The following is a 24,863-nucleotide window of genomic DNA, read 5'->3' as shown; positions in this document are numbered from 1 at the left end:
ATTAGTAGTCGTTTAAAATATCGCCTAATGGGTCGCCAGAGTTGCCTCCGCCATTTGAGTTAGAAGAACCGCCCATTTTAGATAAGTTCAAGTAAATAAGAGCTAAAGCGACACCTAAAGCACCTAATGCGATTAATGTTAATTGAGAAATCGCTGCGACTACGAAACCGATAATGAAGAATGGCCATACTTCTTTTGTTGCCATCATGTTGATTACTAATGCATAACCTACGGCAACGACCATACCACCACCGATAGCCATACCATCAGTTAACCAAGCTGGCATTGATTCTAAGAAATTACGAACAGTGTCAGCAGGAATGAATAGTAACGCACCTGCTGGAATCGCAATACGAATACCTTGTAAACATACAGCGAAAATGTGTAACATTTCAACTTGTTTAATGTTGCCTTTTTCAGCAGCCGCGTCCATCATGTGAACGATTGGCACCGCAACTGTCCGAACGATCATTGTTAAGAACAAACCTGCAACCGCTAAAGGAACTGCGATAGCAATCGCTGAAGGAACACCTTTAACACCTTGGCCACCTAAAACTAAAATAATTGCTGAGGCAACAGATGCTAAAGCGGCATCCGGCGCAACGGCAGCCCCGATGTTCGCCCAACCTAACGCGATCATTTGTAAAGTACCACCTAAAACAATTCCGGCTTCTAAATTACCAGTAACTAATCCGATTAATGTACATGCTACTAACGGTTGGTGGAATTGGAACTCATCCAAAATCCCTTCCATACCAGCTAGAAAGGCAACGAGTAAAACTAAAATAATTGATATAACAGACATGATAAGCCTCCTATTTTGATTTGTATTTGGCGAGTTACGCGTTTGCTAACTCATTTTTTGCTTTTTTCAAAATTTCGTCCATATTCGCTTTTGAATCATTTGGCACTTTACGCACATCAAATTTGATGCCTTTGGCTTTTAATTCATCAAACGTATCAACGTCTTCTTGACCCATTGATAATACTTTGCTTACAACGACTTTTCCAACAGAGTGAGCCATTGAACCAACGTTTACTTCTGGGATTTCTACGCCGCCTTCAACCACTTTTAAGACGTCTTCAGGATTTTCAAATAATAATAATGCTTTTGTATTGCCAAAACGTGGATCTTTCGCTACTTCAATCATTTTACTGATTGGAATAACATTGGCTTTTACTCCTGGAGGAGCTGCTTGTTCGATTAATTTCTTACGTAAGTCATCTTTTGCAACGGCATCAGAAACAACAATAATTCTGTTTGGTTGTGTTGCTTTTGTCCAAGCTGTTGCTACTTGACCATGTAATAAACGTGAATCAATACGTGCTAGCACAAATTTAATTTTGCCATCGCCAACAACTGTACCTGGTGGTAACGAACCTTTTGGCTGTGCATCTTCTGTCGTAGCAGCTTTTGGTGCTTCTGCTGGTTGTAACTCTTCTGGTTTAACTTTGACACCATCTTTTGCTGTTTCAAGAATGTGTGTCGCAATTTCTTGTGCTGATTCCATAGAGAAACGAGAAGCATATGCTTCAATAACCATTGGTAAGTTCATACCTGCAACGATTGCCCATTTGTCTTTATGATCTTCTAACAATGAGTTCGCTTGGTTAAATGGTGTTCCTCCCCATAGGTCAACTAAAAATAGTACTTCGTCTTGATTGTCAAACGATGCAATGGCTTCTTGCATTTTTGCTTTTACATCATCGGGACCTTCGCTAGGCATTAACGTAACTGCTTTTACATTTTCTTGTTCGCCAAAGATCATTGCACCAGATTGCAAGATCCCTTCAGCAAATTCACCGTGACTTGCTAGGATAATTCCTACCATTTTTATACCTCCTGTATAATTGATGTTTTTTTTCATGGTTGTACTGCTAAACGCTTTCACTTTTTGAAAAAAATCAGATAAATCAGATTCTGACAAAAATAAATGAAAAAATTTCAATAGTTCTTGATTTTTTTCAACATCAGCACTTGCCTTTATCAATACAGTTCATGAAGCAATGATGTTGGTCCTAGGCCACCACATCCTTTCAATGTCTTTCGTCTGTAAAAATAAACGTCAGCTGGCGTTATTTTCTTTGCTACGCTCTTTTTTCAGTAAATCCATCAAATTCACTTGGCTGTCTGCTGCGACTTTTCGAATTTCCAATTCAATACCTTGTTCATTTAAAAACAGAAATGCTTTTAAATCGTTGGCATCCACTGCGACTGCATTCGTAATCATTCGCTTGCCTGTGCTGAAACTCATTCCGCCAATATTCACAGAAGTTAGTTGTACACCGCCTTCGACCACTCGTTTCACGTCCAAAGGATTAGTGAATAACAACATGGCTCGAAACGAATCAAAACGAGGATCAGGGTAAACATCAATCATTTTTTGAACAGTGATGACATTTACTTTGACACCAGGTGGAGCAGCTTGAACCAACAAGGCTTTTCTCAAATTGTCATGAGCAACGGAATCACTAACCACTAAAATGCGATTAATGTTCGTCAATTTTGCCCAAACAGTTGCTACTTGGCCATGAATTAATCGATCATCAATTCGAGCTAAACGAATATCCATTACCATCGGGAATGCTCCTTTAAATTCATTTTTAAAGGTTAGGACCTTTGTCTTTTTACTTAAAAATTTTAGGTAAAAAGGGACACCTTATTATAAGCAAGTTTCGTGCCAACTTTAGTGTATCGGTTTGAAACCTAGAAAATTATAGGTTTTTTTAAGAAAATCAAAAAATCGATACACTAATAAATAGTGTATCGATTTTTCTGTATTAATCTAGTGTATCAATTTCGGTGATTTTATCTTCGATACACTGGGCATTTTTGACTAACTGTGCGATAAAATAAACTTCTTCTGCTGGAACATCCATATTAAGAGCTTCTTCCATAGTCTCAATTGAGGCCACAATCACTGGATAAATTGGTTCTTGAACCAATCGACCAAGTTCCTTTTCTGAAACCGTCAGTGTATCATTCCGTAAAATACGCTCCAACATGCCCGATGTGTGCATAATCAAATTGATGTAAAATGTGTACTCTTCTGGCATCGTTAATTGGGTTTGGATATTTTTAGCGAATGACCACAACAGCTCAATGATTTTTTTTCCATTAATGAAAGTGAAACTTTGCTCCATATATTTTAGACAAATTTCTTTTGCTGCCGCTTCGTCCAACGGCTTATTCATTACTTCTTCTTTCCGCTCTGCTAGTAATTGCTGAATAATTTTTTCTGCTTCACCGGAAAAGAAATTTTCCATGGAAATATAAGGAACACCAATTTTGGGATTGGTAATCCCAGTTGTCGCAATAATTTCATAGTCTTCTTGAATTTTAGGCAAGACTTCTTTCATATTTACAATGGACAAAGGAATCACTTCTAAATGCCAGTCTATTTGTGGCAAGACAGCTTCCTCAATAAGCTCTTTCATTCGGCGCGCAGTTCCTTCTCCAGAAGCGCAGATAGCAATAATTGCTCTTGTTTTCCAATTTTCAATGATTTGTTTCGTTTCACTTTGGCGAATATCGGCATAGCCATGAAAGTTTTTTAAAGACTCGTGAAGTGTTTCCAATTGCGTATCAATTAATGCGGTTTTGCGGGCCGCTTCAAGAACAATTGGCGTGGTCACCATGTCTACTGTCCGCACATCAATGCCTGTCTGGCGTACAATTTCTTCTGAAAACGTACTTAATGAACCCATGTCCACTAATAATAGTACGCCATTTTCTTCATTCACTTCACCAACTGCTTCAACGATTTTACGCAAAGCTTCTTTCGGTGGCATATCTAAAGGCATATCCACAGCCTTCAAATTATCAACATTTAACAATTGAGAAACCACTTGTACCATACTGCTAGCGGTACTATTTCCGTGCGCAGCCACGACAATGCCAATCCGGCCAGCCTCAGGATTTTCTCTTAAAGAAATGAGCAAAACAGCTAAATAGTAACTTTCAGATTCAGGAATCTCCATCTGATAACTACTTTCAATAATATTTTTAATTTCTTTTGCTGTTTCAAACTCTGTTGGATAATCTAAAACCATATTTCGAATACTTTCATTTAAAGGATGCTTAGGATCTTTACCTAATTGGATGCGTTTCAAGAAAGAACTAATGTGTAAACTCATTGCATAAATAAAGTTGGGTTGAAACGAATACGATAACCGCTTCGCTGCAAAATTATAAATTTTCTTAGTGACATCAATAATTCGTTGGTCAACAATTTCAGCCAATTTATTTTCTGTATCAAAGGTGAATCCATAATCTTTGTAGAAAGATTTTAAATGAACATTGATATCCGTTGTAATAAAATTATTAATTAGTTCTTGGTCCAAGCCGTCTGCTTTTAAGAGAGCCGCTTTATCTCCAATAATCTCATATAGATTGTAAGGCAATTCATAGGCATCTGACTGAATAGCTACTAAAGATTCATTTGGTGATACCACTAATTGCGGTTCCAGATATTTCGACAACTCCGACAATACTTCTCGATTACTGGCAAGTTGCATAATGCCTTCTTTAATATTGTCCGTTAATTCGTCCATCGTAATCATTAATTCCTCTTGTTCCATCTGATTAAGGAACCCTCGCGCAGTCACAAGTTGCACATTCGATTTTAGCTGACCGACATTTCCATAAGAAACACTTCCGATTAATGCTTTGACCACATCTTCTGACAAAGAGATTCGCCGTTGAATCCGCGCTGCTTCCATTGAAACCATCACTTTTAGGAGGTCAATTTTTTCTTTCGCAGGACGGTCACTAAAGTTCGGTAATTGAATGATAATCGGAATGCGTCGCACAAAAGTATTCAATAAAGAAGAAGTAGGATTCTCCGTCGTAGCACAAATAATCCGAACATCCGCATGATGTGATTTCACTGTTTCACCTAAACGCGCGTACACGCCGTGATCCATAAAATAAAAAATCATTTCTTGTCCTTCGGGTGGTAACCGATGTACTTCATCTAAAAACAGAATGCTGCCATCTGCTTCATCAATAATCCCTTCTTTCGCTTTCGTAGCGCCTGTGAAGGCCCCTTCTACATACCCAAATAAATGCGACATCAAAAGTTCTGGATTATGCGCATAGTCTGCACAGTTAAACACCACAAACTCTTTTTCTTTGGCCACAATTTGGTTCAGCTTCGCAAATTGAAACATGGCATGAGCAAAATAAGTTTTCCCAGAACCTGTTGGTCCAGTAATTAAACAATTCAAGCCTTTTGGTGGATATAAAATCGCTGCTTTGGCTTGTTCCACCGGCGTTTTCATGCTTCCAGCTGAACCGATAATTTTTTTGAAAATATCTTCAACTTCTGGGGTTTTACTGGTCGTGACTACTGGTTCAACCAATGGTTCGATAAAAGTTTTTGTGGAGTGATCCATTGATTTTTCCCGATAACTTTTAACTGGCTTGGTTAATGGTCGATGCTGAAACGCCACCTGCGCGACATATTTTACTGGTCGACCAGATAATTTTTTCAAGCGCCCTTCACGAACGAGTTGATTCAAATCTTTACTAGCATTGGTCCGCTGAATGTTTAAACGTTCTGAAATTTCTTGTGTCGTGACTCCCGCATCACTTGTTAAGGTCATTGGCGTTAAATTCTTCGTTTGCTCTTTAACATATTGATAGATTTTTTCAATCCGCTTCATTTTTGATGGCTCCTTTAATCGATACACTAATTAATTTACATGATACAGTGTATCATTAAAAAAATACACTAAAAACCCTTTCATTAAAAAAATTTCTGTTTCACATGAAACATTTTAAAAAAGCGCCTTTTTTCTATAAAAAACCCACCTTTTTATTCGTTTCTGTAAAAAGATTGAAACTCCTTGAAAAAAGGTTCTGTAGCCGATATAATGCAGAGAGGTTCAAGAATATATTAAAAGCGAGGAAAACAATTGATTACTGTTAATGATGTAAGTTTACAATTTCCAGATCGTAAACTTTTTGAAGAAGTGAATATTAAATTTACTCCTGGCAACTGTTACGGCTTAATCGGCGCAAACGGTGCAGGAAAATCAACGTTTCTTAAAATTTTATCAGGTGAGATTCAACCGACAACTGGCGTGGTTTCAATGGGTCCTAATGAGCGACTAGCAACGCTGAAACAAAATCACTTTGACTACGAAGACTACACTGTTTTAGAAACTGTAATTATGGGACATAAACGTCTTTACGAAGTAATGAAAGAAAAAGATGCTATCTATATGAAAGAAGATTTTTCAGATGAAGATGGAATTCGTGCCGCAGAACTAGAAGGCGAATTTGCTGAACTTGACGGTTGGGAAGCAGAACCTGAGGCAGCTGTTTTACTCCAAGGGCTAAACCTTCCAGAAGAATTACATGATCAAAAAATGAGCGAATTAACAGCTGGTCAAAAAGTCAAAGTATTATTAGCTCAATCTCTTTTTGGTAAACCAGATGTCTTACTATTAGACGAGCCGACAAATGGTTTAGACACCCGCTCAATCAATTGGTTAGAAGAATTTTTAATCAACTTTGAAAATACCGTTATCGTGGTTTCCCATGACCGTCATTTCCTAAACAAAGTCTGCACTCACATGGCAGATTTAGACTTTAGTAAAATCAAACTTTACGTTGGTAACTATGATTTCTGGTTGGAATCAAGCCAACTAGCGACAAAATTGCAAGCACAATCTAATGCCAAAAAAGAAGAACAAATCAAAGAATTACAAGACTTTATCGCTCGTTTTAGCGCCAATGCCTCAAAATCAAAACAAGCAACGTCACGTAAAAAAATGTTAGATAAAATTACCTTAGATGACATTCAACCTTCCTCTCGTCGTTATCCATTCGTTGGTTTTACACCAGAACGTGAAATCGGCAATGACTTATTACAAGTTGAAAATGTCTCTGTAACGATTGATGGCAAAAAAATCTTAGATAATATCTCGTTCAACTTAACAAAAGATGATAAAGTGGCATTCATCGCTGACTCAGATATTACAACGACTACGTTATTCAAAGTGATTATGGGCGAAATTACTTCCGATACAGGTTCTGTTCGTTGGGGCGTTACAACTAGCCAAGCTTATTTACCAAAAGACAACAGCAAAGACTTTGAAGAGCCATTAACCATTTTAGATTGGTTACGTCAATTTGCTGGTAAAGAAGAAGATGACAATACGTTCTTACGTAGTTTCTTAGGTCGGATGTTATTCTCTGGTGAAGAGGTACTAAAACCAGTCAATGTTCTTTCCGGAGGCGAAAAAGTGCGTGTCATGCTTTCAAAATTAATGCTTTCCAAAGCCAATGTCTTAGTTTTAGATGATCCAACGAACCACTTAGACTTAGAATCAATCACTGCGTTAAATGATGGGTTGATGGATTTCACTGGTTCAATTCTTTTTGCTTCACATGACCACCAATTTATCCAAACATTAGCAAACCGAATTATTGCTGTTTCTGATAAAGGGGTCATTGATCGGGCAGAAACAACCTATGATGAATTCTTGGAAAACCCAGAAATTCAAAAACAAATGGACGTTTTATTCAGTTCAGATTATTAAAAAAATAGAGAAGTCATTAAAAAATGACTTCTCTATTTTTTATTTTCTTTTTTCACCAAAAGAAAACACAGCAATACAACCTATTCCAGTATGACTAGTAATGGTGGGTCCTAGAGGATAAATCAGTATCTCATTAACCTCTATTTCTTTTTCAATTAATTCTTTGACTTTTTCCGCGTCATCTTTCGTTCCTGCATATGCAATCAACAGTGTTTGTTTCATTGGCTCTACAATGCCTTGAATCGTTTCTTGCGCAATCTTTTGCAAGGACTTGTTTCGTCCACGAGTTTTACCAACGGATGCTAGTTTGCCCGCCGCATCCACGCGAATAATTGGTTTAATGTTCATTAAGCCACCAAGTGCAGCCGCTGTTTTAGAAATCCGTCCGCCACGTTCTAAATGTTTTAAATCATCTACCGTTACCCACGAGTGAAGTTTCATTTTTTGCTCTTCAAGATAGGCAACAACTTCTCCTAATGAATGACCATCTGTTTGTAATCGAATGGCTTCTCGGACTAACATCCCTTGACCTAAGCTAGCTGCTTTTGTATCAATAATATGAATTTCTACATTATCGTACTCTTCTTTTAACATCTCTACTGATTGCAACGCACTTTGATAAGAGCCACTTAACCCAGATGAAAAAGCTAAATAAATCACCGGTAACCCTTGCTCCACAAAAGGACGGAAAAATTCATTGTAGCGTCCCACATTAACTTGAGAGGTAGTGGGCATACTTCCATTTTTAATAGCCGTTAAGAAGTTCTGATAATCAAACGTTTCACCTAAATCATCGCGATATTCTTTCCCGTCAATTTGAATATTCATGCTAATAAAAGGTACTTGGTTTTCTTTTAAGTATGTATACGGCAAGTCACAACAAGAATCTGTCACTAATTGATAATTCACGGACAATTGCCCCCTTCATGTTTTCTTTTATTTTACCATAGTTTTTCATTTTTATATAAAATTAAAAAAGAACGTAAAGGCTGAACTGGCATAAGCCATCCTTTACGTTCCCTTAAAAATCTGCTTAAATTTGTGCCCAAACGCTTTCTAAAACGTTCGTTTGGTTACGGTCTGGACCTACAGAGAATGTTGAAATGCGCACACCAACTAATTCTGAAATCCGATGTACATAGTTACGAGCATTAGCTGGTAAATCAGCTAAAGTTTTGCAACCAGTGATATCTTCAGACCAACCTGGTAATTCTTCATAAACTGGTTTACAGCGGCTTAATTCTTTCAAGCTTGCTGGATAATGATAAATTAATTCACCATCAAGTTCATAAGCTGTACAAATTTTCACCGTTTCTAAACCACTTAACACGTCAATCGAGTTTAATGACAAATTCGTAATTCCTGATACACGTTTTGAATGACGCATAACTACTGAATCAAACCAACCGACACGACGCGGACGTCCTGTTGTTGTTCCGTATTCTTTACCGACACGACGAATGGTTTCTCCTGTTTCATCAAATAATTCTGTTGGGAATGGGCCGTCACCGACACGTGAAGTGTACGCTTTGCAGACACCAACCACTTTATTAATTTTTGATGGACCAACGCCACTACCGATAGTTACGCCACCAGCTACTGGATTAGAGGAAGTAACAAATGGATAGGTTCCTTGATCGATATCCAACATGACACCTTGTGCCCCTTCAAATAAAACCCGTTTTCCAGCATCTAATGCATCGTTTAAAATAACCGAAGTATCTGTAACATATTGTTTAATTTGTTGTCCGTATTCATAGTATTCTTCAAAAATATCATCAAATTCAATGGCTTCGCTATCAAACATTTTAACGAATTGACGATTTTTTTCTTCTAAGTTAATTTTCAAACGTTCCGCAAAAATTTCTTTATCCAATAAATCAGCGATACGGATTCCCACCCGTGCTGCTTTATCCATGTAGGCTGGGCCAATTCCTTTAATCGTTGTCCCAATCTTGTTTTCACCTTTCGCATCTTCTTGCAATTGATCCAATTTAATATGATACGGCAAGATGACATGAGCACGATCTGAAATACGTAAATTATCAGTGGCAACATTATTTTCTTTTAAATAAGCTAATTCTTTTACTAAAGATTTTGGATTCACAACTACGCCGTTACCAATTACACTAATTTTTTCTTTATAGAAAATCCCTGAAGGAATTAAATGTAATTTATACGTTACGCCGTCGAATTTAATGGTATGTCCGGCGTTATCTCCGCCTTGGTAACGAGCGATCACTTCTGCGTTTTCACTTAGAAAGTCTGTAATTTTTCCTTTACCTTCGTCGCCCCATTGCGTTCCAACAACTACTACTGATGACATTCGAACACCTCGTTCATAATTTTTTTGTCCTGAATCATTGTACCAGTAAAACCAGTCCCTTTCAAGGGTAAAAATCGAATATTCTTTCACAATCAAAAGCGTTTCTGTCAAAAATACGAACATTTTTAGTTATGTTTTTGTAAAATAATAAAATATACGAATATTGTTCGTGTTTTACTCTCTGATTTTAATCCCTTAATAAGCAAAAAAACGAACTCAAAAAATGAGTTCGTTTTTTAAAATTCTGTCCTCGGCGAAAGCGAAGAAAATTTATTATATTCTTTAATGAAAAGTAATTCGACCGTTCCACGCGCACCACTACGGTTTTTCTCAATGATGACTTCTACAACATTGTCAACTTCTGGTGGCTCATGATCGCCGTCTTCTCCTTCACCACGATCGTAGTAATCATCACGATAAAGAAAGGCAACGATATCGGCATCTTGCTCAATGGAACCTGACTCACGAATATCACTTAACACAGGACGTTTATCTTGACGTTGTTCCACGCCACGAGAAAGCTGTGACAAAGCGATAACCGGGACTTTTAATTCTTTCGCTAATTTTTTTAATTGACGTGAAATATCAGAAACCTCCTGTTGGCGGTTCTCTTTTCCAGTTCCTTCAATCAATTGTAGGTAGTCGATCAAAATTAGACCTAAGTTGCCTTTTTCTTGTGCTAATTTACGACATTTCGCACGAATTTCGGTAATTTTAATCCCTGGTGTGTCATCAATATAGATATTCGCACGGGACAAACTACCCATCGCAATAATTAAGTTTTGCCATTCTTCTTCAGATAATTGCCCTGTTCTTAAATGGCTGGCCTCAATGGATCCTTCTGCACAAAGCATCCGGTTCACTAATGATTCTGCCCCCATTTCTAAACTAAAAATAGCGACAGCTTTATCTGTTTTGGTGCCGACATTTTGGGCAATATTTAATGCAAAAGCGGTTTTCCCTACCGCTGGACGGGCCGCTAAAATAATTAGCTCTTCCGCTTGCAAGCCAGCAGTCATTTTATCCAATGCTTGATAGCCTGTAGGTAAACCAGTAATCTCTTCATCATTTTGGTATAATTGGTCAATATTCGCAATAGTTGTATTTAGAACATCTGAAATTGATAAAAAGCCACTACGATTCCGCTTTTCGGAGACTTCTAAAATGCTTCGTTCTGCATCATCCAAAATAGATTCAACATCTTCACCTTGCTCAAAGCCTTTAGTTACAATCTCTGTAGCGGTTTGGATTAAGTTGCGCAGCAACGATTTTTGTTCAACAATTTTTGCATAATAAATGACATTGGCAGCTGTCGGCACAGCTAAAGCTAAATCTGACAGATAACTTAGTCCACCAACATCTTCTAACAAATTCTCTTGTTCTAGGCGATCTTTGATTGTTACCACATCAATCGCTTCATTTCGGTCGCTTAAGGTCATCATCGTTTGGAAAATCAACTGATGACTACGACGATAGAAATCTTTAGGTTCCACATATTCCATCGCTTCTATTAGCACATCTGCATCTAAGAAAATAGAACCTAAAACGGCTTGTTCCGCTTCAATATTTTGTGGCGGTACCCTATCTTGCAATAATTCATTCATTTTGTTCTCTCCCACGATGTCTTACTTTCTGGTTCGTTTAGTCTATCCATTTTAACACAATTTCATTAAAAAAAGTACATTTTTTCTCTGCTGATTTCTCTATTTTTAGTTCACTTTCCAATTTTTAAAAATATACAATTAATAAAAATATAATACTTTCGTTAATTTAAATTGTTGTATATTTGATTTTTAAATATTATAAAAAATAATTCTAGTAATTTATTTTGCATAAAAAAGAAGCCGGAGAAATCGGCTTCTTTTTTATCGATTGTATTATTCCGCTACGACATGAACCTTAATTTTCGCTGTAACTTCATGATGTAGTTTGACTGGTACGTTAGTGTAACCTAGAGAACGAATTGGGTTGGCTAATTCGATTTTGCGTTTATCCAATTTTACATTGTATTGTTTGTTTAAGGCTTCTGCAATTTGTTTTGAAGGAATTGAGCCAAATAAACGGCTGTCTTCTCCAGCTTTTGCCTTGATTTCTACAACAGTCTTTTCATCTTCTAAAAAGGCTTGCATTTCTTTTGCTTGTGCTAAAACTTCTGCTTCATGTTTTTCTTGGGCTTTCTTTTGACCCGCTAACGCACTCATGCTCCCTTTATTGGCTTCTTTCGCATAACCATTTTTAATTAAAAAGTTTTGGGCGTAACCAGTTGGCACTTCTTTTACGTCCCCTTTTTTTCCTTTTCCTTTAACGTCTTGTAAAAAAATGACTTTCATTTCCTTCACTCCTGTTCATACATTTCATTAATATTTTGACGAATTACATCAAGTAGTTGCTCTTTTACTTCTGCTACTGTTACGTTTGATAATTGTACTGCCGCATTAGTAAAGTGACCGCCACCACCTAAATTTTCCATAATAATTTGGACATTAATTGAACCATTACTCCGAGCACTAATGCCAATCTGTTGATCCGTCCGCTTGGTAATGACAAATGCTGCATTAATCCCTGCCATAGAAAGTAATGTGTCCGCTGTTTTGGCAGCTGTGACACTATCATATTCTTTGTCTTCACTCCCTGCAACAACGACGGTATCTTTTGTGACATATTCGCTTTTAGAGATTAAATTGTTCATTTCCAGATAGCTTGTAAGATCAGAACTTAATAGATATTGTACTAAAGATGAGTCTGCTCCACAAGTTCGTAAATAACTAGCCACATCAAATGTTCGCGCCGTCGTTCGTGTATTGAAACTTTTCGTATCAACCACAATTCCCGCCAACATCATGGTTGCTTCAAAGGCCTGCAGTTTATTTGCGCTATTACTTTGATATTCGATCAATTCTGTGACTAATTCTGAAGCAGAAGAGGCAGAAGATTCAATATAAGAAAGCAAGGGTTTTGCTGGAAATTCGTCTCCTCGTCGATGGTGATCAATGATTACTACTTTATCAAAACGCTCATAGAGCTCTTGTGAGATCGATAGAGACGGTTTATGGTAATCTACCATAACTAATAAGCTACTTTCTTTCTTGCGCTTCATGGCCTCTTTAGGACTAATAATGCGCTCTTCTAATTCTGGGTACTCTTTAATCGCCTCTAACACTCTTTTGACATCGGGAATGATTTCATTTTCATCTAAAACAATCCACGCTTTTCGATTATTAAACGAGGCTAAACGAGCAACACCAAATGCTGAACCTAACGCATCCATATCTGGATAACGATGGCCCATAATATAGATGTCAGCAGATTCCGCAATAATTCCCTTAATTGCCATGCTCATTGCGCGAGAACGTACTTGGGAACGTTTCGTCGTTACTGCCGTTTTTCCACCAAAAAATAACGGCTTCGCTTCATCTTTGGCTTCTTTTACAACCACTTGATCACCACCACGAACTAAAGCTGTATCTAGGTTTGTTTGAGCCGTGGTCCCGGTTTGATCTAAGGTTGGGCCCCCATAAGCAATCCCCATACTTAACGTAATGGCTACTTCATGGTTAGCTGATTCCTTACGGATCGTATCCAAAATAGAAAATTTTTCGTCCATCATTTTTTGAATATCTTCCCATTGGGCAATGAAAAAATAACGTTCTGCGTTGATTCGCTTATAAAAAACTTTGTATTGGTCCATCCAATCAGAAACCATCGTCGTAATGAAACTATTCAAATAAGAAATTTCTTTCTCATCCATTGTATCGGTGACATCATCATAATTATCGACAGACACAATGCCAATAGCCGTTTGCATTTCGACTTTTTCTTGATACAAATTACTTTCTTTAGTGATATCTTCAAAAGTAATTGTATGTTGTTCTTTATTGACGCTAAAGCGATAGGTATTTTCGTCAATCGTAAAAATATCTTGGTTTCGTTCTGCTAATTCTAAATAAGACGTAACTTGGCTAGCGGTTAACGTTAGCTGATTGTCTTTATTAAAAATAGAAGCAGCATAAGGATTAAGCCATTCTACCGCGCGTGTTTCCCCGTTATACGTAATAATTCCCACAGGTACTTCATTTACAACATAATCCAACGATTGTTCAGCAATGGAACTTGCTTCTTGAATCTTTTCTACGTTCGTAATTTCTACATCTCTAATCAACAGCCGAATAACCACTAAGAGAAAGATATCTAATGCGATAATTACCGCCAATAGCAGCCATTTATTTGTTAGTAAGAAATAGAGGAGAAATTCTACTAAGAGAAGACCCACAACAATTAAGAAACCGTTTTTTTGAATTCTCTTCTTTTGCATTTTTTTGCCTCCAATCTTTCTGCAGACCTTTGAGGCGACTTGTTCCAACGAGCATATTGCTCTGGTGATTCACTAGTTATTTCATCCCTTATTTTATCACAAAACACTTCATTCTGCGAACCTTGTTATGTTTCACGTGAAACACTAGTCAAGATAAAAAAGAACCAAAGAGCAAGCTCTTTGGTTCTGGAAATTGTCATAAAATTATTGTTCGTCACTAACGAATGGTAATAATCCCATGATACGTGCGCGTTTAATAGCAATCGTTAATTTACGTTGGTTTTTAGCGCCAGTACCTGTAACACGACGTGGTAAAATTTTGCCACGTTCTGAAATGAATCGTTTTAACAATTCAGTATCTTTATAGTCGATGTATTCGATGTGGTTTGCTGCGATATAGTCGACTTTCCGACGTTTACGTCCGCCTCTTCTTTGTTGTGCCATTCTTGTTCCCTCCTATCAAATTCGTTTAGAATGGTAAATCATCATCTGAAATGTCGATAGATGAACCTGAGCCACCAAATGGATCAGAATCTTTATCGAAATCAGGCATACCGTTATTGTTTTGCGACTGAGAAGATGATGGATTGAAACTATTGTTGTTGTTATTAAATCCAGAACTGGCATTGTTATTACCAAAGCTACGATTTTGTGATTGATAACCATTTTCGTTGTTATTAAAGCTACCGCCGCCAGTTCCTCTTTGTTCTGAAGCAGAACGAGATTCTAACAATTGGAAGTTTTCACAAACCACTTCAGTTACGTAGACACGTTGACCTTGTTGGTTCTCGTAGTTACGAGTTTGAATTCTTCCGACAACACCTAATAATGTACCTTTACGGGCATAATTAGCCATTGTTTCTGCGGGTTTACGCCAAATCACACAGTTGATAAAGTCTGCTTCACGGTCACCATTTTGATTCGTAAAGTTACGGTTTACAGCAAGTGTAAAGGTCGCAACAGCTGAACCACTAGCGGTGTAACGTAAGTCAGGATCTTTTGTCAATCTTCCGACTAATACAACGTTATTAATCATTCAAAACATCTCCTTTCGTCAATAAATGTTTCATGTGAAACAAATTATGCTTCTACCTTCACGATCATATGACGGATAATATCGTCATTGATTTTTGCTAAACGATCAAACTCGTTGATTGCGCCAGCTGTTGATGGAGAAGTAACATTAACGATATGATAGATGCCTTCACGGAATCCGTTCATTTCATATGCTAAGCGGCGTTTTTCCCAATCTTTAGATTCGATAACTTCTGCTCCGTTATCTTTTAAGATTGTGTCGAAACGTTCTACTAAAGCAGTTTTTGCTTCTTCATCAATGTTCGGACGAATAATGTACATGATTTCGTACTTCGTATCTTGACTCATTGATTTTCACCTCCCTATGGACTTCAAGGCTCTTAGTTGGCTAAGAGCAAGGAGAACATACCTAAAAAGGTAGTTCACAATCTCTAATTATATGCTAATTGATGGACAAAAGCAAGAAATAGTTTTGAAAAGCCCCAATAAAAAAGTTTCGCCAACTGGCGAAACTTTTTTATGTTATTCTTCTGTTTCTGATGTTGTTTCGTTTTCTGTTGTTTCTACAACTTCAACGATTTCTTCTTCCACTTCTTCTGGTTCTACAACAGCCATTGTTACCACTTTGGCACCATCTTCCATTCTCATTAAACGAACCCCTAATGTTGCGCGTCCTGTTTGAGAAACAGAATCAACGTTAAAGCGGATAATGACGCCTTTGTTCGTAATCAATAAGATATCTTCATCCCCATTGACCGTGGTTAAACCAGCTAATGGACCATTTTTCTCAGTGATATTTGCTGTCTTAATCCCTTTACCGCCACGTCCTTTAACTGGATATTCAGAAGCTTTTGTACGCTTACCATAACCATTTTCAGTAATGACTAGGACTTCTTTGTTTTCATCCAGAATCGCTGCACCGACCACATAATCATTTTCGCGGAGACGGATTCCCCGAACACCTGATGCTGTCCGGCCCATATCACGTACAGTATTTTCATCAAATGTGACAGAGTATCCTGCATGTGTTCCGATAATCATCTTCTGATTGCCATTAGTCGTTACCACGTTAACTAACTCATCATCTTCTTTTAAGCTAATGGCGATTAATCCATTACTACGGATATTAGAAAAGGCTGTTACGGCTGTCCGTTTGACGGTTCCTTTTAAGGTTGTGAAGAACAAGTATTTACCTGCTTCCGCTTTGCCCTCAACAGAAATAATCGCTTGAATTTTTTCTGCAGAATCAATTCCCAGTAAGTTAATTACTGGAATTCCTTTTGCTGTTCTACCGTATTCAGGGATTTCGTAACCTTTTGCTCGGTAAACTTTCCCAGTGTTCGTAAAGAATAATAACGTGTCGTGTGTTGAACAAGAAACTAGGTTTTTCACGAAATCATCATCGTGAACGCCCATCCCTTGGACACCACGTCCGCCGCGGCGTTGCGCCCGGAATTCGGAGTTTGCCATCCGCTTAATGTAGCCGTTATTGGTTAACGTAATCACGACTTCTTCTTCTTCGATTAAATCTTCATCTTCAAGACTTAGGACTTCACCTACTAATAATTCTGTGCGTCGTGCATCACCAAATTTTGTGCGAACGTCATTTAACTCTGTTTTAATGATTTCAATGACGCGTTCTGGGCGGGCTAAAATGTCCTCTAAGTCCGCAATGAATTTCAATAGCTCTTGATATTCATTTTCAATTTTGTCGCGTTCTAAGCCTGTTAAACGGCGTAAACGCATATCTAAAATCGCTTGCGCTTGACGATCTGAAAATTCAAAGCGTTCAATTAACGTTGCTTTTGCTTCGTCATCTGATTGTGACCCACGGATAATGGCAATGATTTCATCGATATGATCTAAGGCAATTCGTAGACCTTCTAAAATATGCGCCCGTGCTTCTGCTTTGTTTTTGTCAAAAATCGTCCGGCGAGTAATGACTTCTTTTTGATGCTCGACGTAGTTTTCTAAAATACGTTTCAAGCTTAAAATTTTCGGTACGCCTTTTTCAATGGCTAACATGTTAAAACCAAAAGATGTTTGTAAGGCAGTCATTTTGTACAAGTTGTTTAACACAACAGAGGCACTCACATCTCGACGAACATCGATGACGATCCGCATGCCTTCACGAGAAGATTCATCCCGCAAATCAGTAATTCCTTCAATTCGTTTATCTCTGTGTAATTCAGAAATTCGTTCGATTAATTTGGCTTTATTCACCATATAAGGCAATTCAGTTACTAAAATACGTTCTTTTCCATTCGGCATTTCAGTCAATTCAACTTTTGCACGAACAGTAATCGAACCTTTCCCTGTTTCATATGCTCGGCGAATCCCTGATTTCCCCATCACTAAACCGCCTGTTGGAAAATCTGGTCCAGGTAACACTTCCATCAATTCATTCGTCGTTACATCAGGATTGTCCATCAATAAACTTGTTGCATCAATCACTTCACTTAAATTGTGTGGTGGAATGTTTGTTGCCATCCCCACCGCAATCCCCGTTGTTCCGTTAACTAGTAAGTTTGGAAAACGAGCAGGTAAAACTACTGGTTCTTGTTCTGAATCATCATAGTTTCCTTGGAAATCGACTGTATTTTTGTTAATATCTCGTAGCATTTCTAAAGCAATTTTACTCATACGTGCTTCGGTATAACGCATAGCGGCAGCGCCGTCACCATCGACAGAACCGAAGTTTCCGTGGCCGTCAACTAACATAGCCCGATAACTAAAAGGTTGTGCCATCCGCACCATTGATTCGTAAATCGCACTGTCCCCATGGGGGTGATATTTACCCATAACATCCCCAACAATCCGGGCTGATTTTTTGTGTGGTTTATCAGGGGTTACCCCTAATTCGTTCATTCCATATAAGATTCGGCGATGAACAGGTTTTAAACCGTCACGAACGTCAGGTAACGCGCGGGCTACGATAACACTCATTGCGTAGTCAATGAAAGATTCTTTCATTTCGCTGGTCAGATTGACGTCTTGAATGTTTTCTTTAATTTCTTCACTCATGAATTTTTTCCCCTCTAAATATATGTTCTAGCGTCTCTTACAACGTTGCGACACATTAAATATCCAAGTTTTTCACGTAATGGGCATTTTCTTCGATAAACGCACGACGTGGTTCCACACGATCGCCCATTAGCATTTCAAAAATTTGGTCAGCTTCAATGGCATCATCGACACTCACTCGCGCCATTAATCGTTTTTCTGGGTCCATTGTTGTTTCCCAAAGTTGGTGATCATCCATTTCACCCAACCCTTTGTAACGTTGAACACTTGGTTTTGGTGAAGCAGGTAATTCTTCTAACACTTTTGCTAGTTCCTCTTCAGCATGTTTGCCTGGTTGAACGTAGGTGATGTTTTTCCCTTGTTTCACACCATATAGTGGTGGTTGGGCAATATACACATAACCAGCTTCAACAATTGGCCGCATGAAGCGATAGAACAAGGTTAATAACAACGTTCGAATATGCGCACCATCGACATCGGCATCGGTCATAATCACTAGTTTGTGATAACGTGCTTTAGAAACATCGAAATCTTCGCCGAAGCCTGTTCCCATAGCTGTAAATAATGACCGAATTTCTTCATTGGCTAAAATTTTATCCATGCTGGCTTTCTCGACATTCAAGATTTTCCCACGAATTGGTAAAATGGCTTGGAATTCACGGCTACGGCCTTGTTTTGCTGAACCGCCGGCCGAGTCTCCTTCGACGATAAATAATTCGCATTTTTCCGGATCTTTACTTGAGCAATCAGCCAGCTTCCCTGGCAAGTTGCTAATTTCTAACGCGCCTTTACGACGGGTGACTTCACGGGCTCTTTTAGCGGCTAAACGAGCTTTTGAAGCCAACATGCCTTTTTCGACAATTTGTTTGCCGACTGTTGGGTTTTCCATTAAGAATTTTGTAAAGTATTCTGAGAATAGACGATCCGTAACGGTCCGTACTTCTGAGTTCCCTAATTTCGTTTTCGTTTGTCCTTCAAATTGAGGATCGGGATGTTTGATGGAAACCACTGCGGTTAAGCCTTCACGAACATCTTCCCCAGTTAATTTTTCATCGTTTTCTTTCATCAATTTTTGTTTACGTGCATAGTCATTAATCACACGTGTTAAAGAAGTTTTAAAACCAGATTCATGCGTTCCGCCTTCATAAGTATGAATATTGTTGGCAAAACTTAAAATATTTGAGTGGTAGCCATCTGTATACTGCATTGACACTTCCACTGTAATATCTTGTTGCTCTCCTTCAATGAAGATTGGCTCTGGGAAAATAACGTCTTTATTGGCATTTAAATGCTCAACATAACTCTTAATCCCGCCTTCATAGTGATACTCTTTTTTATCTTCTTGTCCTTCACGACTGTCTTCAATTGAAATGTGTAAGCCTCGATTTAAAAAGGCTAATTCACGAACCCGTGTTGCTAATTTATCAAAATCATAAACGGTTGTTTCTGTAAAAATTTCAGGATCTGGAATAAAGTGAACAGTGGTTCCGTGACGATCCGTTTCTTCGATAACTTTTAGGTCATCAACAACCGCACCACGACGATATTCTTGGTAATACACTTTGCCATCTTTATAAACACGAACATCTAAACTGGTCGATAAAGCATTAACAACAGAGGAACCAACACCGTGCAAGCCACCTGATACTTTATAGCCGCCACCGCCAAATTTCCCGCCGGCATGTAGCACTGTAAACACTGTTTCCACAGCTGGGCGACCTGTTTTGGCTTGAATCCCGACTGGAATTCCACGACCATCATCGATAACAGTAATACTATCGTCTGGTTCGATAATTACTTGAATTGATTTAGCAAATCCTGCTAAGGCTTCGTCGATAGAGTTGTCAACGATTTCCCATACTAAGTGGTGTAACCCTTCGCCACTAGTAGAACCTATGTACATACCAGGACGTTTCCGGACAGCTTCTAAGCCCTCCAAAACTTGAATCTGACTAGCGTCATATTCTTGCGCACGTTCTCTCATGTTTTTTTCTTCTTCTGTCATGTCGCTGAATTCCTTTCTATCTTGCCTTGTTGAACATAGAAAATATCTGGTTCAACTGTTAGCTTGTCTTTTATGTGATCTAAACTAGTTGTCGTTAAGAACGTTTGAACTTTGCCTTCAATCGTTTCTAACAAGTGAATTTGACGTTCATTATCTAATTCACTCATGACATCATCTAGTAATAACACAGGATATTCTCCTGTTTCTGAATGCATCAAATCAATCTCTGCCAATTTAATACTTAAAGCTGTCGTTCGCTGTTGGCCTTGTGAGCCATACGTTTGAACATTTTGACCATTGACAATAAACAGCAAATCGTCACGATGAGGGCCTAAAAAAGTATTCGCTTTAAACAATTCACGCTTACGATTGTTCATTAATTGTTGGAGCAATTGATTTTGAAGTGCTTCTAAGGAAAGATCCGTGTTGTCAATTGGGATGCTTGATGCGTAGTCAATGGTGAGCGTTTCGCGTCCATGACTAATTTTTTGATGGAGTAAGTTTGCCCAGTGTTCTAATTTTTTAAGAAAACCTAACCGAGCGTATAGAACTTTCCCGCCAAATTCAGCTAGCTGCTCTGTCAAAATATCCAGATAAACAGTATCTGTTTGTTTCTTTTCAGCTAGTTGTTTTAGGTATTGGTTCCGTTGCTTTAAAACAGACTGATATTGGACAAGATCATAAAGATAAATAGGACTCACTTGTCCGAGTTCCATGTCAATAAATTTCCGGCGGACTTGAGGTGAACCTTTCACCAAAGATAAATCTTCTGGGGCAAATAAAATAACATTCAGTTGCCCAATGTACGCACTGAGCCTTTTTTGCTCAATGTGATTAACCTTGGTTTTACGTCCTTTGTTGGAAATTAAAATTTCCAACGGCACGGTGCCTGTCTTTTTTTCAACCACACCGCTAATTTTAGCTGCTGCTTGTTCCCAGCCAATTAATTCTTTTTCATTGCTGGTTCGATGACTTCGTGTCATTGCTAGAACATAAATGCTTTCTAACAAGTTGGTTTTTCCTTGGGCGTTTTCGCCTAAAAAAAGATTTAACGTTTTTGGAAAATCTAAGCTGACTGTTTCATAATTACGATAATGCTGAAGTGTCAGCTCATTCAGCCGCATCGTCGGACTCGTTTCCGTTTTTCACCATAAAAAAAGTACCTTCTTCAGGTATCTCAATCATCATGCCCGCATAAAGTTTCCGTCCGCGACGATTTTCCAACTCGCCATCAACAAACACGCTATTATCTGCCAAATACCATTTGGCTTGGCCGCCACTACCAATGACGTTGATTTCTTTAAGAAACTGACCAAGCGTTATATACTCAGTTGCTAAAACAAACGTTTTTTTCAATGTGCATCCCTCTTTTTTCTAATACGTTCTCATATATATTATACCCTTTTTCATAAGAGAAAACAAATTTATCTGTCTAATTTTCATTCTAAGCAATTTTAATTCTAAATGACCGAAAATATTATTAGGATAAAAAAACTCTTAAAAAGCATTTTAAAACGGAAATTGATATTTTCTTGAGAAAAAAGGGGCCTGATTTGGCAGAAATGACGAGTAGCGTTTAACTAAAAAACAATTAGGGGTAACTCAAAGACAAACGAAGAGGGCGCGCAATGAAGAAAAGTAGCTTGTAGAGGTCTGAGCGTCGTTTTAAGCAACGTAAACTTCTTTCACTAGGAAATATTCATAAAAAAATGAACAGCCCTTAAACGAAAAATTAAAGGGCTTTTTTCTTTATCCACGAAAAAAAGGCAGAATTTATTCGTCAAACGATAGTTCAAACATTCACAATCATATTAGCGTAAAAGCTATTCTAGTTATAAAAAGCTTATCTAGCAGCGTTTATCGGCTTTAAACAGACGACAAAAAAGAACCTTCGGCGATCATATTGATTTTCCGAAGGTCTTTTTTAAACATGATTAATTTGTACGAACCGGTGTAATTAGTTGAATGAAATCTAGTTCTGTTTCGGTTGGCTCCAATGTAAACGGACGAATTGGAGAAAGGAATTTCACGGTAATATTCATATCGCCAAACGCTCGCAACGCATCTTTCATATAATCTGGGTTGAAAGAAATATCCAACGCTTCACCAGAAACATTTTCATAGTTTAAAGCTTCTTCGACTTTTCCAATTTCAGGTGAATTTCCATATAAAACAACAGAATCTGGTGAAATTGAAAGGCGAACAATATTGTTACGTCCTTCATGAGAAAGTAAAGAGGCACGTTCGATTGCTGAAAGCAATTCTGGTACATAAAATTCAATTTGCGTGTTATGGCTAGTTGGAATTAAACGGTTGGTATCAGGATAATTTCCTTCTAACAAACGAGAATAGAAGTACATTGTTTCTGTTTTAAATAGCACTTGATTTTCCATAATGCTGATTTCAACCATTTCTTCTTCATTGGTTAATGAACGAGAAAGTTCAGTTAAACTTTTTCCTGGAATTACAATGTTAAAGTCTTCTACTGCTTGTTCTGTCGGGATCACACGTTGACTTAAACGATGTGAATCTGTCGCAACGGCAAGTAATTTTTGATTTTCTAAAATAAAGTGAACCCCAGTTAAAATTGGACGACTTTCGTGCATCGATACAGCAAAACCTGTTTCACTAATAATTTTTGTCAATAAATGAACAGGTAATTTCATTTGGTTTTGAGTATCAATTACTGGTAAGTGCGGATAATTATCAGCATCTAATCCATTAACCGTAAAATCAGCTTTTCCTGAAGTAATTGCAACTTGATTGTTATCTAGAACTTCCATTGTGAACATATCTTCTGGTAATTTACGAATAATTTCGCCAAAGAAACGAGATTGTAAAACGATGCTACCTGTGCGTTCAATGGTCATTTGAGCTTTTTCATCATCTTTACTTAAAAAACTTTCAATTGAAATATCCGCGTTACTCCCAGTAAGTGATAAGCCATCTTCTGATAACACAATTTTAACACCTGTTAAGATTGGAATCGTTGTTTTAGAAGAAATTGCTCGTTGAACAGTTTGTAATTCTTGTAAAAAGACACTTCGTTTGACCGTTAATTTCATAATGTAAACTCCTTTTTAAGTATTTTCAATACGTTCTAATTTTGTACGCCACTGTTTTGTATATTATATATAAATAAATAATAAAAGTAATAGGGCATGTTGATTCTGTGGAAAAGTCAAAAGAGCATTGATTTTACTAAGTTATCCACTTGTGCATAAGTTGTGGATAACTTTGTTCTTTTTTGTTTAGTTTTCCACATCCTAAGAGTTCAATAAATTTTTAATTTCACTGACTTCTTTTTGAATCGCTGGATCTTTTTCCAATAATTGCTGAATCTTTTCGTGCGCATGAATCACCGTTGTATGATCTTTGCCGCCAAATTCGGCACCAATTTTTGGCAAGGAATTGTCGGTCATTTCTCTAGCAAGATACATTGAGATTTGACGAGGAACCACAATTGTTTTCACCCGTTTTTTCCCTTTTAAATCTTTAAGAGGCACATGATAATATTTGGATACTTCTTCTTGAATTTGTAAAATGGACAATTGATTTTTACTACCAACTGATTTTAGAGATTTCAAGGCGTCCGCCGCTAAACTAGTGGTAATATCTTCTCCATTAATAGTTGCAAAGGCTTGAACACGGACCAAAGCACCCTCTAATTCACGGATGTTGGAATCAATTTGACCAGCGATATAACTTAGTGTATCATCCGGAATTTCTAAACGCTCGGCATCTGCTTTTTTGCGCAAAATTGCAATCCGTGTTTCTAAATCAGGCGGGGTGATATCGACAGACAAACCCCAAGCAAAGCGAGAAACTAATCGTTCAGGTAATTTTGGAATATCATTCGGCGGGCGATCACTTGTTAAAACAATTTGTTTATTTTCATTGTAAAGATCGTTGAAGGTATGGAAAAATTCTTCCAATGTTGCTTCTTTTTCCGCCAAAAATTGAATATCATCGACTAATAATAAGTCAACATTGCGATATTCTTTCCGAAATTGTTCGGATGTCTTTGTTTGAATTGAGTTGATAAATTCATTCGTAAACGTTTCGCTACTAACATATTTGACTTTGGCATCTGGTTGATTCACTAACATTTGATGACCAATAGCATGCATCAAATGGGTTTTCCCTAACCCTACACCACCATAGAAGAAAAGGGGATTGTAAATCGAACCTGGATCCTCGGCAACAACAAGCGCTGCAGCATGAGCCATTTGGTTTCCTTTACCAATAACGAAGGTGTCGAAAGTGTACTTAGGATTAAGCATCGCTTTTTTACTTTGTTCACTAAAAACAACTTCTTCTTCGGCAGGTTCTTCGAGTTCTTGTGCCAGTGCTGCGTCTTTTTCATCGGCAACAACAAAATGGGGCATCACTTCTGCACCGGTCAATTTAAATCCAGTTTCGACAATTTTTGCCGAAAGATTTTTTTCCCAGTAATCACGATGAACTGCAGAAGGGACTTCTAGCCACAATTGATTGTTGTCTAATTTCAAAGGGCGTGTGGTTTTAATCCAAGCATCAAAACTTGGCGCCGACAAAATCGCTTGATAGGCTTCTTCAAGGCTATGCCAAAAACTTTCCACGTCGGGCAT

Annotated in this window: 19 protein-coding genes; 1 reads left to right on the top strand and 18 read right to left on the bottom strand. The window is 37.9% G+C overall.

All coding sequences use genetic code 11. From position 1 onward, the window contains the following. Nucleotide 1 precedes the first annotated feature (1 nt). The 4 genes from IGL32_RS00095 to IGL32_RS00080 form a co-directional block, all read right to left on the bottom strand. Nucleotides 2-805: a PTS mannose/fructose/sorbose transporter subunit IIC gene (locus tag IGL32_RS00095; protein ID WP_002356031.1), complete on the bottom strand. Its 804-nt coding sequence runs from the start codon at nucleotides 803-805 to the stop codon at nucleotides 2-4. Between the two features lie 34 nt (nucleotides 806-839). Further along, nucleotides 840-1,832, bottom strand: a complete 993-nt coding sequence (locus IGL32_RS00090; protein ID WP_010775468.1) for a mannose/fructose/sorbose PTS transporter subunit IIA — start codon at nucleotides 1,830-1,832, stop codon at nucleotides 840-842. A gap of 234 nt (nucleotides 1,833-2,066) precedes the next feature. Then, a complete protein-coding gene (locus IGL32_RS00085) occupies nucleotides 2,067-2,579 on the bottom strand; it encodes a mannose/fructose/sorbose PTS transporter subunit IIB (RefSeq protein WP_002385473.1) in 513 nt (170 codons plus the stop codon). 202 nt (nucleotides 2,580-2,781) lie between these two features. Then, nucleotides 2,782-5,667 carry a sigma 54-interacting transcriptional regulator gene (locus tag IGL32_RS00080; protein ID WP_002415226.1) on the bottom strand — a complete coding sequence of 962 codons (2,886 nt, stop codon included), beginning with the start codon at nucleotides 5,665-5,667 and terminating at the stop codon, nucleotides 2,782-2,784. A gap of 252 nt (nucleotides 5,668-5,919) precedes the next feature. On the opposite strand from IGL32_RS00080, the gene IGL32_RS00075 reads away from it, so the two are divergent. Continuing rightward, on the top strand, nucleotides 5,920-7,551 hold the full coding sequence (locus IGL32_RS00075) for an ABC-F family ATP-binding cassette domain-containing protein (RefSeq protein ID WP_430600056.1): 1,632 nt from the start codon (nucleotides 5,920-5,922) through the stop codon (nucleotides 7,549-7,551). Nucleotides 7,552-7,590: 39 nt separating this feature from the next. Here IGL32_RS00075 and IGL32_RS00070 read toward each other — a convergent pair whose 3' ends face one another. The 14 genes from IGL32_RS00070 to dnaA all read right to left on the bottom strand — a co-directional run bounded on the left by IGL32_RS00070 (nucleotide 7,591) and on the right by dnaA (nucleotide 24,863). Beyond that, the gene (locus IGL32_RS00070; protein WP_002359214.1) at nucleotides 7,591-8,460 is read right to left on the bottom strand and encodes a DegV family protein; all 870 of its coding nucleotides are present in this window, start codon (nucleotides 8,458-8,460) and stop codon (nucleotides 7,591-7,593) included. A gap of 124 nt (nucleotides 8,461-8,584) precedes the next feature. Beyond that, on the bottom strand, nucleotides 8,585-9,877 hold the full coding sequence (locus tag IGL32_RS00065) for an adenylosuccinate synthase (RefSeq protein WP_002376293.1): 1,293 nt from the start codon (nucleotides 9,875-9,877) through the stop codon (nucleotides 8,585-8,587). 236 nt (nucleotides 9,878-10,113) lie between these two features. After that, a complete protein-coding gene (gene dnaB, locus IGL32_RS00060; RefSeq protein WP_002381331.1) occupies nucleotides 10,114-11,481 on the bottom strand; it encodes a replicative DNA helicase in 1,368 nt (455 codons plus the stop codon). 273 nt (nucleotides 11,482-11,754) lie between these two features. Beyond that, nucleotides 11,755-12,207, bottom strand: a complete 453-nt coding sequence (gene rplI / locus IGL32_RS00055; protein ID WP_002356023.1) for a 50S ribosomal protein L9 — start codon at nucleotides 12,205-12,207, stop codon at nucleotides 11,755-11,757. A gap of 5 nt (nucleotides 12,208-12,212) precedes the next feature. After that, nucleotides 12,213-14,237, bottom strand: a complete 2,025-nt coding sequence (locus tag IGL32_RS00050) for a DHH family phosphoesterase (RefSeq protein ID WP_002363542.1) — start codon at nucleotides 14,235-14,237, stop codon at nucleotides 12,213-12,215. 156 nt (nucleotides 14,238-14,393) lie between these two features. Beyond that, nucleotides 14,394-14,633 (bottom strand): 30S ribosomal protein S18, encoded by a 240-nt coding sequence (rpsR, locus tag IGL32_RS00045; RefSeq protein ID WP_002356021.1) that lies wholly within the window; start codon nucleotides 14,631-14,633, stop codon nucleotides 14,394-14,396. A 25-nt stretch (nucleotides 14,634-14,658) separates the two neighbouring features. Further along, on the bottom strand, nucleotides 14,659-15,225 hold the full coding sequence (ssb, locus tag IGL32_RS00040; protein WP_002379277.1) for a single-stranded DNA-binding protein: 567 nt from the start codon (nucleotides 15,223-15,225) through the stop codon (nucleotides 14,659-14,661). A gap of 44 nt (nucleotides 15,226-15,269) precedes the next feature. Further along, complete coding sequence (rpsF, locus tag IGL32_RS00035) at nucleotides 15,270-15,572, bottom strand: 30S ribosomal protein S6 (RefSeq protein WP_002356019.1); 303 nt, start codon at nucleotides 15,570-15,572, stop codon at nucleotides 15,270-15,272. A gap of 174 nt (nucleotides 15,573-15,746) precedes the next feature. Continuing rightward, the gene (gyrA, locus tag IGL32_RS00030; protein WP_002361457.1) at nucleotides 15,747-18,248 is read right to left on the bottom strand and encodes a DNA gyrase subunit A; all 2,502 of its coding nucleotides are present in this window, start codon (nucleotides 18,246-18,248) and stop codon (nucleotides 15,747-15,749) included. Between the two features lie 55 nt (nucleotides 18,249-18,303). Then, complete coding sequence (gene gyrB, locus IGL32_RS00025; RefSeq protein ID WP_156210211.1) at nucleotides 18,304-20,253, bottom strand: DNA topoisomerase (ATP-hydrolyzing) subunit B; 1,950 nt, start codon at nucleotides 20,251-20,253, stop codon at nucleotides 18,304-18,306. Continuing rightward, the gene (recF, locus tag IGL32_RS00020; RefSeq protein ID WP_002356016.1) at nucleotides 20,250-21,377 is read right to left on the bottom strand and encodes a DNA replication/repair protein RecF; all 1,128 of its coding nucleotides are present in this window, start codon (nucleotides 21,375-21,377) and stop codon (nucleotides 20,250-20,252) included. The genes gyrB and recF overlap by 4 nt, the downstream gene beginning before the upstream one ends. Then, entirely contained in the window at nucleotides 21,364-21,609 is a 246-nt protein-coding gene (yaaA, locus tag IGL32_RS00015) for a S4 domain-containing protein YaaA (RefSeq protein ID WP_002356015.1), read from the bottom strand. Before yaaA ends, recF begins: the two co-directional genes overlap by 14 nt. 578 nt (nucleotides 21,610-22,187) lie before the next feature. Then, nucleotides 22,188-23,318 (bottom strand): DNA polymerase III subunit beta, encoded by a 1,131-nt coding sequence (dnaN, locus tag IGL32_RS00010; protein WP_002356014.1) that lies wholly within the window; start codon nucleotides 23,316-23,318, stop codon nucleotides 22,188-22,190. Nucleotides 23,319-23,519: 201 nt separating this feature from the next. After that, on the bottom strand, nucleotides 23,520-24,863 hold the full coding sequence (gene dnaA / locus IGL32_RS00005; protein WP_002356013.1) for a chromosomal replication initiator protein DnaA: 1,344 nt from the start codon (nucleotides 24,861-24,863) through the stop codon (nucleotides 23,520-23,522).

Origin of the sequence: Enterococcus sp. AZ035 (assembly GCF_050548325.1) — a bacterium.
GTDB classification, from domain to species: domain Bacteria; phylum Bacillota; class Bacilli; order Lactobacillales; family Enterococcaceae; genus Enterococcus; species Enterococcus faecalis.
Note: the sequence above shows the minus strand (reverse complement) of the source record. Positions and strands in the feature narration are given on the sequence as shown.

Bases quoted from the DNA above. Each gene is read 5' to 3' on its own strand.
- dnaB (WP_002381331.1), bottom strand. From the start codon at position 11,481: ATGAATGAATTATTGCAAGATAGGGTACCGCCACAAAATATTGAAGCG.
- gyrB (WP_156210211.1), bottom strand. From the start codon at position 20,253: ATGACAGAAGAAGAAAAAAACATGAGAGAACGTGCGCAAGAATATGAC.
- dnaA (WP_002356013.1), bottom strand. From the start codon at position 24,863: ATGCCCGACGTGGAAAGTTTTTGGCATAGCCTTGAAGAAGCCTATCAA.
- rplI (WP_002356023.1), bottom strand. From the start codon at position 12,207: ATGAAAGTCATTTTTTTACAAGACGTTAAAGGAAAAGGAAAAAAAGGG.
- recF (WP_002356016.1), bottom strand. From the start codon at position 21,377: ATGCGGCTGAATGAGCTGACACTTCAGCATTATCGTAATTATGAAACA.
- IGL32_RS00080 (WP_002415226.1), bottom strand. From the start codon at position 5,667: ATGAAGCGGATTGAAAAAATCTATCAATATGTTAAAGAGCAAACGAAG.
- gyrA (WP_002361457.1), bottom strand. From the start codon at position 18,248: ATGAGTGAAGAAATTAAAGAAAACATTCAAGACGTCAATCTGACCAGC.
- ssb (WP_002379277.1), bottom strand. From the start codon at position 15,225: ATGATTAATAACGTTGTATTAGTCGGAAGATTGACAAAAGATCCTGAC.
- rpsF (WP_002356019.1), bottom strand. From the start codon at position 15,572: ATGAGTCAAGATACGAAGTACGAAATCATGTACATTATTCGTCCGAAC.
- IGL32_RS00090 (WP_010775468.1), bottom strand. From the start codon at position 1,832: ATGGTAGGAATTATCCTAGCAAGTCACGGTGAATTTGCTGAAGGGATC.
- IGL32_RS00065 (WP_002376293.1), bottom strand. From the start codon at position 9,877: ATGTCATCAGTAGTAGTTGTTGGAACGCAATGGGGCGACGAAGGTAAA.
- rpsR (WP_002356021.1), bottom strand. From the start codon at position 14,633: ATGGCACAACAAAGAAGAGGCGGACGTAAACGTCGGAAAGTCGACTAT.
- IGL32_RS00085 (WP_002385473.1), bottom strand. From the start codon at position 2,579: ATGGTAATGGATATTCGTTTAGCTCGAATTGATGATCGATTAATTCAT.
- IGL32_RS00095 (WP_002356031.1), bottom strand. From the start codon at position 805: ATGTCTGTTATATCAATTATTTTAGTTTTACTCGTTGCCTTTCTAGCT.
- dnaN (WP_002356014.1), bottom strand. From the start codon at position 23,318: ATGAAATTAACGGTCAAACGAAGTGTCTTTTTACAAGAATTACAAACT.